Origin of the sequence: Pseudokineococcus marinus, from assembly GCF_013004605.1 — a bacterium.
Lineage (GTDB): Bacteria > Actinomycetota > Actinomycetes > Actinomycetales > Quadrisphaeraceae > Pseudokineococcus > Pseudokineococcus marinus.
The window spans coordinates 1-13336 of sequence record NZ_JABEMA010000059.1 but is presented as its reverse complement, the minus strand read 5'-3'; the positions used below and the strand labels follow the sequence as shown (position 1 = coordinate 13336).

Annotated in this window: 13 protein-coding genes; 3 read left to right on the top strand and 10 right to left on the bottom strand. The window is 77.3% G+C overall.

The window, feature by feature from the left end:
* Together HLB09_RS06115 and HLB09_RS06110 are read left to right on the top strand one after the other, a co-directional pair.
* Nucleotides 1-287: HNH endonuclease (locus HLB09_RS06115; protein ID WP_171202516.1), on the top strand; the 287-nt coding region annotated here is incomplete at its 5' end.
* 82 nt (nt 288-369) lie between these two features.
* Nucleotides 370-1140 carry a VOC family protein gene (locus HLB09_RS06110; protein ID WP_171202515.1) on the top strand — a complete coding sequence of 257 codons (771 nt, stop codon included), beginning with the start codon at nt 370-372 and terminating at the stop codon, nt 1138-1140.
* Nucleotides 1141-1196: 56 nt separating this feature from the next.
* Here the strand turns inward: HLB09_RS06110 and HLB09_RS06105 are convergent, their stop codons facing one another.
* The 9 genes from HLB09_RS06105 to HLB09_RS06065 all read right to left on the bottom strand — a co-directional run bounded on the left by HLB09_RS06105 (nt 1197) and on the right by HLB09_RS06065 (nt 11202).
* The gene (locus tag HLB09_RS06105; protein WP_212770630.1) at nt 1197-1790 is read right to left on the bottom strand and encodes an AMIN-like domain-containing (lipo)protein; all 594 of its coding nucleotides are present in this window, start codon (nt 1788-1790) and stop codon (nt 1197-1199) included.
* A gap of 124 nt (nt 1791-1914) precedes the next feature.
* Nucleotides 1915-3165 (bottom strand): threonine ammonia-lyase IlvA, encoded by a 1251-nt coding sequence (gene ilvA / locus HLB09_RS06100; RefSeq protein WP_171202514.1) that lies wholly within the window; start codon nt 3163-3165, stop codon nt 1915-1917.
* Between the two features lie 244 nt (nt 3166-3409).
* Nucleotides 3410-4369, bottom strand: coding sequence for a bile acid:sodium symporter family protein (locus HLB09_RS06095; protein ID WP_171202513.1), 960 nt, complete (start codon nt 4367-4369; stop codon nt 3410-3412).
* Nucleotides 4370-4497: 128 nt separating this feature from the next.
* Entirely contained in the window at nt 4498-5832 is a 1335-nt protein-coding gene (locus tag HLB09_RS06090) for an MFS transporter (RefSeq protein WP_171202512.1), read from the bottom strand.
* 43 nt (nt 5833-5875) lie between these two features.
* Nucleotides 5876-6340 carry a MarR family winged helix-turn-helix transcriptional regulator gene (locus HLB09_RS06085; RefSeq protein WP_171202511.1) on the bottom strand — a complete coding sequence of 155 codons (465 nt, stop codon included), beginning with the start codon at nt 6338-6340 and terminating at the stop codon, nt 5876-5878.
* 127 nt (nt 6341-6467) lie between these two features.
* Nucleotides 6468-7523: a hemolysin family protein gene (locus tag HLB09_RS06080; protein ID WP_171202510.1), complete on the bottom strand. Its 1056-nt coding sequence runs from the start codon at nt 7521-7523 to the stop codon at nt 6468-6470.
* Nucleotides 7520-8968, bottom strand: a complete 1449-nt coding sequence (locus tag HLB09_RS06075; protein ID WP_212770629.1) for a hemolysin family protein — start codon at nt 8966-8968, stop codon at nt 7520-7522. The genes HLB09_RS06080 and HLB09_RS06075 overlap by 4 nt, the downstream gene beginning before the upstream one ends.
* 302 nt (nt 8969-9270) lie before the next feature.
* Nucleotides 9271-10557, bottom strand: coding sequence for an adenylosuccinate synthase (locus HLB09_RS06070; protein WP_171202509.1), 1287 nt, complete (start codon nt 10555-10557; stop codon nt 9271-9273).
* Between the two features lie 195 nt (nt 10558-10752).
* Nucleotides 10753-11202, bottom strand: coding sequence for a DUF3151 domain-containing protein (locus tag HLB09_RS06065; RefSeq protein ID WP_171202508.1), 450 nt, complete (start codon nt 11200-11202; stop codon nt 10753-10755).
* Nucleotides 11203-11529: 327 nt separating this feature from the next.
* Here HLB09_RS06065 and HLB09_RS06060 point away from each other — a divergent pair, with 327 nt between their 5' ends.
* Complete coding sequence (locus HLB09_RS06060) at nt 11530-11886, top strand: STAS domain-containing protein (protein ID WP_171202507.1); 357 nt, start codon at nt 11530-11532, stop codon at nt 11884-11886.
* Nucleotides 11887-11946: 60 nt separating this feature from the next.
* On the opposite strand, the gene HLB09_RS06055 is transcribed toward HLB09_RS06060, so the two are convergent.
* On the bottom strand, nt 11947-13336 hold a 1390-nt coding region (locus HLB09_RS06055), incomplete at its 5' end, for an ATP-binding SpoIIE family protein phosphatase (protein ID WP_171202506.1).

Sequence of the window (13336 nt, the reverse complement as noted above, 5' to 3'; positions counted from 1 at the left end):
GGCCGCTCGTGCCGCCCACGACCGACCACCTCGTGCCCCGGGTCCGCGGCGGCCCGTCCTGGCTGGAGAACGAGGTCGCGGCGTGCCGGCGCTGCAACGCCCAGCGCGGCCACGCCGGCGCCGCCGACTGGGTGCGCGAGTGCCGGGGGCGGGGCTGGGACCCGGACGTGGAGCACCTCCTCGCCGTGCTCGCCGCGCTGCAGGGGGCGGTTGCCCGCCGGGGCGGGCAGCGCCGCGCCCGCGAGGCCGCCGACCGGCAGGTGCGCCGCCTCGAGCGGCTCCGCTGACCCCGGGTCGGGCGGGACGCGTCCCCGGCCCCGGGGTCCCACGACCCTGGACAGCCCGTCGCGGGAGCGGTCTGATGCGCCCATGACGCTGCGCACCGAGCCCTGGCCCGCCGGCACGCCGTGCTGGATCGACGTCGTCGTCGGCGACGTGCGGTCGTCGTCGGACTTCTACGCCGCGGTCCTCGGCTGGGACGTCCCTGCACCCGACGAGGAGCACGGCGGCTACGTCATCGCCTCCGTCGACGGTGCCGCGGCCGCCGGCATCGGCCCGAAGCACGACCCGGACGCCCCCAGCGCCTGGACGCTCTACCTGGCGACGGACGACGCCGACGCGACGGCGGCCGCGGCGGTCGAGCACGGCGGCGTCGTGCTGCTGCCGCCGGGCGACGTCGGGCCGCTGGGGCGCCTCGCGGTGCTCGCCGACCCCACCGGCGCGACCGTCGGCCTGTGGCAGGCCGGCACCCACATCGGGTGCGGCGTCGTGAACGCCCCGGGCGGGCTCGTGTGGGAGGACCTGCGCTCCCCCGCCCCCGACATCGCCCGCACCTTCTACGCCGGCGTCTTCGGCTACAGCACCGAGGGCGTCGACATGGCGCCCGAGGACTACACGACCTTCGCCCTGCCCGCCGGCGACCCGCTCGGCGGCATCGGTGGGCTGATGGGCGCCGACGCGCCCCACTGGCTCGTCTACGTGGGCGTCGAGGACGCCGACGCGGCCGCCGCGGCGGCGGAGGCGTCCGGGGGCCGCGTGGTCTCCCCGCCCGTCGACACGCCCTTCGGCCGCATGACCGTGCTCGCCGACCCCGACGGCGCCGTCTTCACGGCCATGACCCTCGCGGACCCGCCCGCCTGAGAGCGCGGGCGCGTCGCCGAGCGGCGCAGGCGGGCGGGAGGACCGACGGGCTCAGCTCACCAGCGGTGGGCGACGTCGACGACGACCCTCGAGGTGGCGCCGTCGCGCAGCACGAAGGAGCGGAACGGCGTGCGGGCGCGCACGCCCACGCCGACCGTCGTCTGCCCCTCGAAGCTGCCGGCCCAGGCGACCTGGCGCAGGGCGCCCATGCCGGTGGTGGTGACGAGCTCGCGGGCGTCGGCCGGCGCGTAGGTGGGGCGGAAGCCCTCGTCGTGGCTGGGCGCCCCGACGACGACGACGAGCTGCGCGCCGCCCCGCAGCGGCACCGGCGTGCCCGAGCCGTCCTGGGTGACGCCGTCGACGTAGAGGACGGCGTGGCCGCCGACCTCGCCGCGGACGTCGACGACGAGCCGGTCGAAGCAGGCGTGGCGGCCCGCCCGGACGCCGGTCACGGCGCCGCTGCCGAGGCCGAGGGCCACCTCGTCCGTCGAGCCCCAGGCGGTGCGGCAGGTGGCCGCGTCCGCGGCGCCCGCCGCTGTCGGGGCCACCAGCAGGCCGGCCGCCAGCACCAGCGCCGCGACGCCGCGCACCCCGCGGCCCCGCCGTGCGCGAGCGCCCTCGACGAGCCCTGCCACCCCTGCTGCACCCATGACGCCCCCTCGCTGCGGCGTCGCCCCTCGGCTCGCCAGGAGCGGGACTGTAGTGACGCCCCGGGGCCGCCGCCGGGCGTTCACCCGTGCGGCCCAGCAGCCCCGGCACGCCCGGGGGACGCCCTCAGAGGAGGTACTGGAAGACCTGGCTGCCCGGCTCGAGCCGCTCGACGTCGAGGCCGGTCTCGACCATGCGCCGTTCCAGGGGAGCGAGGTCCTCGGGGCGGGCGACCTCGACGCCGATGAGGGCGGGCCCGGTCTCCCGGCTGTTGCGCTTGACGTACTCGAAGCGGGTGATGTCGTCCTCCGGGCCGAGCACCTCGTCGAGGAAGCGGCGCAGCGCCCCCGGTTCCTGGGCGAACTGGACGAGGAAGTAGTGCTTGAGGCCCTCGTGGACGAGGGAGCGCTCGAGCACCTCCCCGTAGCGGCTGACGTCGTTGTTGCCGCCGGACAGCACGCAGACGACGTCCTGCCCCGGCTCGAGCGCGACCGGCGACCCGAGGGCCGCGGTGGCGAGCGCCCCGGCGGGCTCGGCGATGACGCCGTCCACCTGGTACAGCCGCAGCATCTCCGTGCAGACGCGCCCCTCGGGGACGGCGACGAGCTCGGCGCCGCTGTCGCGCACGAGGGGCAGGGTCACGTGACCCGCCGTCCGCACCGCGGCGCCGTCGACGAAGGTCTCGACGTCCCGCAGCGGCACGGGGCGCCCCGCGGCCAGCGCCGCGGCCATCGACGCGGCGCCCGCCGGCTCGACGCCGACGAGCCGCACGCCGGGGTGGCGCGCGGCCATCCACGTCGCCGTGCCGGCGAGCAGCCCGCCGCCGCCGACGGGGACGACGAGGACGTCGGGCAGCCGCCCGGTCTGCTCGCGGTGCTGCTCGACCAGCTCGACGGCGACGGTGCCCTGGCCGGCGACCGTGCGGGGGTCGTCGAAGGCGGGCACGACGACGGCGCCGGTGCGCTCGGCCTCCTCGCGCGTGGCCGTGACGGCGTCGTCGTAGACGTCGCCGACGACGACGACCTCGACGGACGACCCGCCGAGGGCCGCGATGCGCTCGCGCTTCTGGCGGGGCGTCGTGCGCGGCAGCAGCACGCGGCCGCGCACGCCGAGCTCGCGGCAGGCGGCGGCGACGCCCTGGCCGTGGTTGCCCGCGCTCGCGCAGACGACGCCGCGGGCCAGCTCGTCCGCCGAGAGCTGGGCGATGAGGTTGTAGGCGCCGCGGACCTTGTAGGAGCGGACGTCCTGCAGGTCCTCGCGCTTGAGGTGCACCCGCGCGCCCGTGGCCTCCGATAGCCGCACGGACTCCTGCAGCGGCGTCCGCCGGACCACGCCGGCCAGGCGGCGGGCGGCGTCCTCCACCGCCTCCGGGGTCACCGGCGGCGCCTCAGCGGCTGGTCCGGTCGTCGCCCTCCCCGGGGGCACGGCCGTGGTGGTCGTCGAGGCGTCGATGAGCCCTCTCCCGCGCTCGCGGCCGCGCCGCTCCGGCGGCCTCGTGGCGGGCGCCACCGCGGCGCGCGGCCGGCTCGGCCCCGCGCCCGCCGGTCGAGCGCCCGCCGGGGATGCTAGACGCGTCCGGGTGCCGGGACGGGGGGCGTCCGCCGACCGGTCACGCCGCCGGTCAGCCCTCGGCCGGTGCGGCGACCTGCGCGCGCTCGGGCGGGCGCCGCGCCCAGAAGGACGCCAGCGTGGAGCCCGAGAGGTTGTGCCAGACCGAGAAGAGCGCGGCGGGCAGGGCGGCCAGCGGCGCGAAGTGCGCCGTCGCGAGCGCGGCCGCGAGCCCGGAGTTCTGCATGCCGACCTCGATGCTCACCGCACGGGACGCCGCCTCGCCGACGCCGGTCACCCGCCCGACGAGGCGCCCGAGCGCCAGCCCGAGAAGGTTGTGCAGCACGACGGCGAGCAGCACGAGGAGGCCGGCCGAGCGGACGGCGTCCGCGTTCGCCCCGACGACGGCGGCGACGACCACGACGATCCCCAGCACCGAGACGAGCGGCAGCAGCGGCAGCGCGCGCTCGACGACCCGCGGCGCCAGGCGGCGCACGAGGGCGCCGGCGAGGACGGGCAGGAGGACGACCTGGAGGATGGAGACGACGAGCGAGGAGGCCTGGACGTCGAGCGTCGAGCCGACGAGCCAGAGCACGAGCAGGGGCGTGAGCACGGGCGCCAGGAGCGTCGAGACCGTCGTCATGGCGACGGACAGCGCGACGTCGCCGCGGGCGAGGTGGACGACGACGTTGGAGGCCGTGCCCCCCGGCGAGGCGCCGACGAGCACCATGCCGACGACGAGCAGGGGGTCGAGGTCGAGGGCGCGCGCGACGGCCCACCCCAGCAGCGGCATGACCGTGTACTGGGCCAGGACGCCGACGAGCACGGCGCGGGGCCGCCGCCCGAGCACGGCGAAGTCCGCCGGCCGCAGCGTCAGGCCCATCCCGAACATGATGACGCCGAGCAGCAGCGGCACCTGCGGCGCCAGCGACGCCGTGGGCCCGGGCAGCAGCAGCCCCAGGACGAGCCCGCCGACGACGAGCAGGCCGAACCACCGGCCGACGACCTCGGCCACGCGCACCAGGGCTCGCACGGCCCCTCCTCTCGTCGTCACGGACCGGTGGCGCGGACGGCCACCCACCGGGTCTCATCCCCGCCGACGCCGTCGCGGTCGGGGCGGCCGCAGGCTACGGAGGCCGCGGCGCGGCGCGCCCCGCCGTCTCAGCTCGCCTCGCCGACCGTGACGGCCTGGGCCTGCACGGCGGGCGGCACCTCCGCCCCGGGCGCCGTGGCCCGGCCGGGCAGGCGGCCGAGGTGCCGGCGGCTCGCCGCGAGCACGAGGACGCCGACGAGCACGGCCGCCGCACCGACGGCGAAGGGCACGTGGGGGCTGAGGCTCTCGCCGAGCCGGCCCGCCAGCCAGGGGGCCACCGCCCCTCCGCCGAAGCGCACGAAGCTGTAGGCCGCGGAGGCCGTGGAGCGCTCGACGGGCGCGACGAGCATGACCGCCTCGGTGATGAGCGTGTTGACGAGTCCGAGCGGGATCCCGGCGAGGACGACGCAGACGGCGAGGACCGCCTGCGAGCCCGTGAGCAGGGCCATGACGGCGAGGTCGACGGCGAAGAGCCCGAGCGCGAGGAGGATGCCCGGCACGGTCCCGACCCGCCGCTGGAGCCGCGGGGCGAGGAGGACCGAGCTCAGCGCCAGGCAGGCGCCCCAGCCGAAGAAGACGAGGCCGACGGCGTAGATGCCGAGGTCCAGCGGGAACGGCGTGTAGGCGAGGAGCGTGAAGAAGCCGACGTTGTAGAGCAGCGCGGTGACGGCCACGGCGAGCAGCCCGCGGTGGCGCAGCGCGCGGAAGGGGTCCAGCGGCGTCGTCGCCCGCGCCGGCTTCGGCACCTCCGGGAGGAAGACCGCGACCGCGACCACGGCCACGGCCATGAGGACGGCCACGCCGAAGAAGGGCCCCCGCCACGAGACCCCGCCCAGGAGGCCGCCGAGCAGGGGGCCGGTGGCGATGCCGATCCCCAGCGCGGCCTCGTAGAGGATGATCGCCCCGGCCACGCCACCGCTCGACGCGCCGACGATGGTCGCGAGCGCCGTCGCGATGAAGAGCGCGTTGCCGAGGCCCCAGCCCGCGCGGAAGCCGACGATCTCGCCGATGGTGCCGGAGGAGCCGGCGAGGGCGCTGAAGACCACGACGAGCGCCAGCCCGCCGAGCAGCGTGCGCTTCGGGCCGATCCGGCTGGAGATCGTGCCCGTGACGAGCATCGCGAGGCCGGTGACGGCCATGTAGCTCGTGAAGAGGAGCGAGACCTGCGACGGGGACGCGTCGAGCTCCTCGCCGATCGGCTTGAGGATCGGGTCGACGAGCCCGATCCCCATGAAGGCGATGACGCAGGCCGCCGCGACGGCCCAGACCGCTCGCGGCTGGTGGAGCACTCCGCCCCCTCCGCCGTCGTGCGGCGTCGCGGCGCCGGCACCCGCAGCGGAGGTCGTCGTCGCGGGGGTCGTCGTCGCGGGAGTGGTGCCGGTGGTCGAGGGCTCGGGTGCCACGGGGGCCTCCTGGGGAGTCGCTGCGGGAGGGGACGGCGAGGGGTCAGCCGCCCGGCGGGGCGTGCGCGACGAGGTCGCGCAGCACGGCGAGCCCGCGCGCGAGGTCCTCGTGCTGCTGCCCCGAGAGCGCCCCGAGCTGCGGGGCGAGCGCCCGTCCCGCGGCGGCGCGCTGCTCGGTGAGGCGCTGCCGCCCGGCCGGCGTCGTGGCGACGAGCGACGCGCGCGCGTCGTCCGGGTCGGAGGACCGCTCGACCCAGCCGTGGCGCTCGAGGCGCTGCACGAGGGCGGTGGCGGTGGGCTGGGAGGTGCGGTCGAGGGCCGCGAGGGCGCTCACGCGCAGCGGCCCCAGCTCGTCGACCTGCGACAGGGCGCGCCACAGCGCCGTCGGCATCCCGCCGTCGGCGGCGCGTCCCGCCCAGCGGGTGAAGCGCGCGGCGAGCACGAGGAGGTCGACGGCGAGGGCCTCGTCCGCCGAGGGCTCCGGCGCAGCAACCGTTCGCTCAGGCACCGGACGAGGCTACATAGGTTGCCTATGCATCGTCCACCCGGTCAGCCCTCCGGGAGCGGGACGAGGAGGGCCGGCGAGGCGGCGGTCGGCACGACCACCCCCTCGCCGGCCCTCGCGGCGAGGCGGCTCAGCGCCGGGCGGTGACCGCCGCGCGCCGCGAGTCGTCGCGGATCTGGCCGACGAGCTCCGAGAGCACGTCCTCCAGCGTGACGATGCCGATGAGCTGCCCGCCCGCGTCCCGGACGGCGGCCAGGTGCGCGCCGTCGCTCTGCATCGTCGTCAGCACGGTGCGCAGAGCGGCGTCAGACGGCACCTCCGGCAGGGGGCGCACCCGCGCGGGATCGAGGGGCTGGCCTCGCCGGTCGGCGTCGGTCTCCAGCAGGTCCTTGACGTGCACGTAGCCGTGCAGGGACCCGTCGCCCGCCTGCAGCGGGAAGCGCGAGAAGCCGCGCACCGCCGTCCGCTCCGCCTCCTCCGGCGTGACGCGCACCGGCAGGGTCGTGACCTCGCCGAGCGGGATCATCACCGAGGCGACGTCGTGCTCGTCGAACTCGAGCGCCTCGAGGAGCAGGGCGCCCTCGCGCTCGTCGAGCAGCCCGCCCTCGCGGGACTCGGTGACCAGCCCGGCCACCTCGTCGCGCGTGAAGACGCTGGCCACCTCGTCCTTCGGCTCGACGCCCAGCGCCCGCAGCACGAGGTTGGCGGTGCGGTTGAGCAGCCAGATGACGGGGTGCAGCACCCGCACGACGAGGACGAGCGGCGGCCCGAGCACGAGGGCCGCGCGGTCCGGCCCCGCGAGGGCGATGTTCTTCGGCACCATCTCCCCGAGCACGACGTGCAGCAGGGTGACGAGGCCGAGGGCGATCGCGAAGGCCACCGGGTGCAGCAGGGCCTCCGGCAGGCCCGCCGCCTCGAAGGGCACCTCGATGAGGTGCGCGATGGCGGGCTCGGAGAGGGCGCCGAGCAGGAGCGAGCAGATGGTGATGCCCAGCTGCGCGCCGGCCATCATCAGCGACACGTGCTCCATGGCGTGCAGCGTCGTCCGCGCCGCGCGCGAGCCCTCGGCGGCGCGGGGCTCGATCATCGTGCGCCGCGCGGAGATCAGCGCGAACTCCGCGCCGACGAAGAAGGCGTTGAGGGCGAGCAGCAGCGCCGTCAGCGCCAGGCCCAGCCAGTCGCTCACCGGTCCCCCTCCCCGCGGGCCGCGGCGTGCTCGACGTCGCGGGCCCCTCTCCCGTCGTCGGACCCGTCGTCCGTCTCGTCGCCGTCATCGCCGTCGTGGTCGTCCTCGGCCCCCTCGGGGACGAGCAGCTCGACGACGACCTGCTCGATCCGGTGGCCGTCGAGCGCGGCCACCTCGAGCGCGATGTCCTTCGGCGGGCGCCCGGGCGCCTCGTCCGCGGGCACGACGACGCGGTCGCCCACCACGGGCAGGCGCTCGAGGTGGAGCGTCACGAGCCCGCCGAGCGTGTCGTAGTCCTCGTGCTCGGGGACCGCCGCGCCCAGCAGCTCGCTGGCCTCGTCGGGGCGCAGGTTGCCGGCCAGCTGCCAGCGGCCCTGCGCGTCGGGCGGCACGGGCTCCTCGTCGGGGTCGTGCTCGTCGCGGACCTCGCCCACGAGCTCCTCCACGAGGTCCTCGAGCGTGACGAGGCCCGCGACGTCGCCGAACTCGTCGACGACGACGGCCATCTGCAGGCCGTCCGCGCGCAGCTGGTCGAGCAAGGCGTCCAGCGGCACCGTGTCGGGCACGTGCACCGCCTCCGCCATGACCTCGCGCACGCGGGTGGTCGCCCGCAGCTCGAACGGGACGCCGAGCGCGTGCCGCACGTGGACGACGCCGATGGCCTCGTCGTGCTCCTCGTCGAGGACGGGGAAGCGCGAGTGGCCGCTCTCGGCGGCCGCGTGCAGCACCTCCGCCACGGTGTCGTCGAGGTCGCTCGTGTCCATGAGGCCGCGCGGCGTCATGACGTCGCGGGCCCGCCGGTCGCCGAAGGCGAGGGAGCGCTGCAGGAGGTCGGCCGTGTCCGCCCGCAGCGTCCCCTGGTCCGCGGAGTGGCGGACGAGGCCCGCGAGCTCCTCGGGGGAGCGCGCGGACGCCAGCTCCTCCTGCGGCTCGAAGCCGAGGAGGCGCAGGATCCGGTTGGCCGCGCCGTTGCAGAAGCGGATGAGCGGGGCGAAGACCCGCGTGAAGCCGCGCATGAAGCCGTTGACGACGCGGGCGGTCCGCATGGGCTGGGAGATGGCGATGTTCTTGGGCACGAGCTCGCCGAAGAGCATCGTCAGCACCGTGGCCAGGACGAGGGCGAGGGCCGTGGCGACGCCGCTCGCCGCGCGCGGGCCCAGGCCGGCCGCCTCGAGGGGGCCGTCGACGATCTCGGCGATCGCCGGCTGCGACAGGTAGCCGATGGCGAGGTTGGTCACCGTGATGCCGACCTGCGCGCCGGACAGCTGGGTCGACAGGCTGCGCAGGGAGCGGAGGACGCCGTCGGCGCCGGGCTCGCCGCTGCGGGCGGCCCGCTCGACGGCGCTGCGGTTGACGGTGACGAAGGCGAACTCGGCGGCGACGAAGGCGCCGCACGCCAGCACGAGGCCGGCGGCCAGGAGCAGGAGGAGCACGTCCGCGATCACGCGCGCCTCCGGCGGGTGCGGGGCGGCGTCGTGGACGGGCGGGGACGGCGGGCCTCGCGCCGGAGACCGGCTGCGTCCCGCGGGGAGGGGGCCCGTCGCGCGACGGTCGCGCGTCTGGAGCCCTCCCCGGTCGTACTGTCCCGAGCGTCGGATGGTGCGGCGCTCATGGTCTCCTCTCCTCGCGGTGGCGCGCCCGCCGTCGGCGGGCGGCGCGCGGGGAGCCCCGCGCGCCCGACCAGTGTGGGGCCTGGCGCGCGGGAGCGGTGCGCTGCGTCCTCAGGCGGCGCGCCCGCGGGAGGGTCTCAGCCCAGGAGGTCGTGCCGGACGACGGACTGCTCGCGCCCCGGCCCCACGCCGACGACCGAGATGCGCGCACCGGACATCTCCTCGAGGGCCTCGACGTAGCGCTGCGCGGCGGCGGGCAGGTCGGACCACTCGCGGGCGCCCGAGATGTCGCCCTCCCAGCCCTCGAGCTCGGTGAGCACGGGCCGGGCGTGGTGCAGGTCGGTCTGCGTCGCCGGCAGCTCGTCGACCCGTCGGCCGTCGACCTCGTAGCCGGTGCACACCGGGATGCGCTCGCGCCCGCCGAGGACGTCGAGCTTGGTGAGGACGAAGTCGGTGACGCCGTTGACCCGGGCGGCGTAGCGAGCCACCGGTGCGTCGTACCAGCCGCAGCGGCGGGGGCGCCCCGTCGTCGTCCCGAACTCGGCGCCGGCCTCGCGCAGGGCGTCGCCCTCGGCGCCGTGCAGCTCCGTGGGGAAGGGACCCTCGCCGACGCGCGTCGTGTAGGCCTTGACGACGGCGACGACCCGCGAGACCCGCGTCGGAGGGATGCCCGAGCCCGTGCAGGCGCCGCCCGCGGTGGCGCTCGACGACGTCACGAAGGGGTAGGTGCCGTGGTCGACGTCGAGCATCGTGGCCTGGCCGGCCTCGAGCAGCACCGTGCGTCCCTCGTCGAGGGCCTCGTGGAGGAGGAGGCCGGTGTCGGCGACCATCGGCCGCAGGCGCTCGGCGTGCTCGAGCAGCTCGTCGACGACCTCGTCGACCTCGATCGCCCGGCGGTTGTAGACCTTGACGAGCACGTGGTTCTTGAGGTCGAGGGCCGCCTCGACCTTCTGCCGCAGGATGCTCGCGTCGAAGACGTCCTGGACCCGCAGGCCGACGCGGGACATCTTGTCGGCGTACGTCGGCCCGATGCCGCGGCCCGTCGTGCCGATCTTCCGCGAGCCGAGGAAGCGCTCCGTGACGCGGTCGAGCACCCGGTTGTACGGCGGGATGAGGTGGGCGCTCGAGCTGACGACGAGCGCGCTCGTGTCGACGCCGCGCGCCTCGAGCCCGTCGAGCTCCTCGAAGAGCACCGAGAGGTCGACGACGACGCCGTTGCCGATGACCGGGACGACGCCCGGCGTGAGGATGCCGCTGGGCAGGAGGTGCAGGGCGTACGTCTCGCCGCCGACGACGACGGTGTGCCCGGCGTTGTTGCCGCCGTTGAACTTGACGACGTAGTCCAGGCGGTCGCCGAGCTGGTCGGTCGCCTTGCCCTTCCCCTCGTCCCCCCACTGGGCACCGACGAGCACGATGGCGGGCACGGGCGTGCACCTGCTTCCTCAGACGACGAACGGGACGGGCGCGGGCGGACCGGCGCGCGGCCCCGTCGCGGTCGACCGGGCCGTCGACAGAGGCGTCGACCGGGGCGCGAGGCTACCGCCCACGGCGGCGCGGGCGCCCAGCGCCGGACGGGTCAGCGCCGGACCGGTCGGCGGACGGCGACCGGCCGGGGCCTCTCAGCCCTGGGGCAGCAGCTCCACGGGGGCCTGCGCGTCGCAGTCGGCGAGGAAGCCGGCGCACCGGTCGGCCTCGTCGCCCTCCCCCACCGCCGCCGCGGCCCGCGCCAGGGCGGCGAGAGCGCGCAGGAAGCCGCGGTTGGGCTCGTGCGCGTAGGGCACGGGCCCGGCGCCGCGCCAGCCCGCGCGCCGGAGGGCGTCGAGGCCGCGGTGGTAGCCCGTGCGGGCGTAGGCGTAGGCCTGGACGACCTCGCCGTCGGCCAGGGCGTCCTCCGCGAGGACGGCCCACGGCAGGCTCGCCGCCGGCGTCCGGGCGGCGACCTCCGCCGCGTCCTGCCCCTGCTCGAGGGCCCGCGCAGCGGGCGCCTCCAGGTCGTCCGGCAGGAGGGTCGCGGGCGGCCCGCCGAGGAGGTCGCGGGAGCCGCGCGCGGGGGGCGTGGGTGCGCTCATGGCGCCAGTGTGGCCGACGGGGCGGGCACCGCCCGCCCGGCGCCGCCCGTCCACGCCCGTCCACGCCCGGCCCCGCGCCCGACGCCGCGTCAGGCCCCGCGTCCGGCCCAGCCCGGCCCAGCCCGGCCCAGCCCGGCCCCGCGTCCGACCCGCGGGGTGCGTCGCCCGTGCCCGGTGCGCCGGGAACGCCTGACCCGGACGGGTCGTCGCGCTCGTCGCGGAGGCCCGGCCCGGGTGCCCCGGGTACCGTGCGGGGGTGATGCCGAGCACGGCGGGGGCCTCCCGCGCACGACGGGGCGGCCCCTCCCGCGAGCGGGGGGCCGCCCGGTGATCGAGCTGTCGACGACCGCGACGGCGACGGTCCTCGTCGTCGCCGGCGACCTCGACCTCTCGGCCCGCGGCGAGTTCCCGGAGATCGTGGCGCGGGTCAGCGGCCTGCGGCGCCAGCTCCTCGTCGTGGACCTGTGCCGCACGACCTTCCTCGACTCGACGGGCGCGGCCTTCCTCATCTCCCTCGCCGACGCCACGGCGCGCCGGGGCGGCGTGACGTCGCTGCGCGGCGGCGACGACCGCACCCTCTACGTGCTCGAGGTGTGCGGCGCCCTCGACATGTTCCGCGTGGTCGAGGACCACCGCTGCGAGCCGGACCAGGCGCCGAGCCCCTGGGCGGGCGCCCGGCGCTGACCGGTGCAGCGCTGACCGGCGCTCCCCGACCGGTCCGACCCACCCGCCCCGGCGCGCGGGTCAGCCCCGCCCGCCGCCGGCCGTCGACGGCTGGTCGGGCAGCCGGGCCCAGACGGTCTTGCCGGTGCCGGAGTGGCGCCATCCCCAGTCCGAGAGCCGCTCGACGACGTGCAGGCCGAAGCCGCCGGGGCCCTCGCGCCGCTCGGCGACGACGCCGGGGGGCGCCGGGTTGGCGTCGTCGACCTCCACGAGCAGCCCTCGCTCGTCGTGCTGCAGGCGCAGACCCACCGGCCCCCAGCCGTGCAGGACGGCGTTGCCCACGAGCTCGGAGACGACCAGCTCGGCCTGGGCGGTGCTGGGCAGCCCCCACAGCCGTCCGAGCCGGGAGGCCTTGCGGCGGGCGCGGGCGACGGACCCCGGGTCCCCGGGGAGCTGCCAGCGGCGGCGGCGGGGGCCGGGGCGGGTCGGCGCCGGGCCGGGCACCCGCACGACGACGACGGCGAGGTCGTCCTCGGGCACGTCGCCCAGCACCTCGAGCAGGTGCTCGCCGGTGCCCGCGGCGTCCGTGCCCCAGGCGCCCTCGCAGGCCTCGACGAGGGCGGCGACGCCGTCGCGCAGGGAGCGGGACCGGCGCTCGACGAGCCCGTCGGTGCACAGCACGAGCACGTCGCCGGGCCCCGCCTCGACGACCGCCGTCGAGCGCGGCCGGTCGCCGACCCCCACGAGGACGCCCTCGCCCCCCGAGAGCGCCCGCGCGCGCCCGGCCTGCACGAGGACGGGCGGCAGGTGGCCGGCGCGCGACCACGACACCTCCCACGTGCCGTCGCCGAGGTCCTCGAGCCGTGCGTAGAGCAGGCTGGCCGACCGGCGGATGCGCATGCCGGCGACGAGCTGGTCCACCCGCATGAGGACGGTCCCGGGCTCCTCCTGCTCGTGGGCGTAGGCGCGCACCACGGAGCGCAGCTGCCCCATCGCGGCCGCCGCCTCGATGTCGTGGCCGACGACGTCGCCGACGACGAGCCCGACGGCGTCGGGGCCCGGCGTCATGACGTCGAACCAGTCGCCCCCGACCTGCGCGTGGTCCGCGCTCGGCACGTAGTAGGACCAGACGTCGAGGTCGGGCACGTGGGGCTGCTCGGGCAGCATGCTGCGCTGCAGCGCCTCGGCGAGCAGGTGCTGCTGCTCGTGCAGCCGCGCGCTCGCCAGGGACAGCCCCAGGCGGCGGGCCACCTCGACGACCAGGTCGACGTCGTCGTCGTCGAGGCCCTCGCCCCCGCCGGCGGGCGCGTCCGCGACGACGAGGAGCCCGAGGACGCCGTCGCGCCCGGGCACCGGTACGGAGAGGACGGGCCGGGGGCCGCCGCCGCGAGCCGCGTCGTCGGCCGGCTCGACGAGGAGCCCGTCGAGCAGCCCGGCCAGCCACCCGCTCGCGGAGGGGCCCGCGCCGGGC

What these genes read in the sequence shown, in the direction of transcription:
- HLB09_RS06110 (WP_171202515.1), top strand. Translation starts at nt 370, where the DNA reads ATGACGCTGCGCACCGAGCCCTGGCCCGCCGGCACGCCGTGCTGGATC.
- HLB09_RS06105 (WP_212770630.1), bottom strand. Translation starts at nt 1,790, where the DNA reads ATGGGTGCAGCAGGGGTGGCAGGGCTCGTCGAGGGCGCTCGCGCACGG.
- HLB09_RS06065 (WP_171202508.1), bottom strand. Translation starts at nt 11,202, where the DNA reads ATGAGCGCACCCACGCCCCCCGCGCGCGGCTCCCGCGACCTCCTCGGC.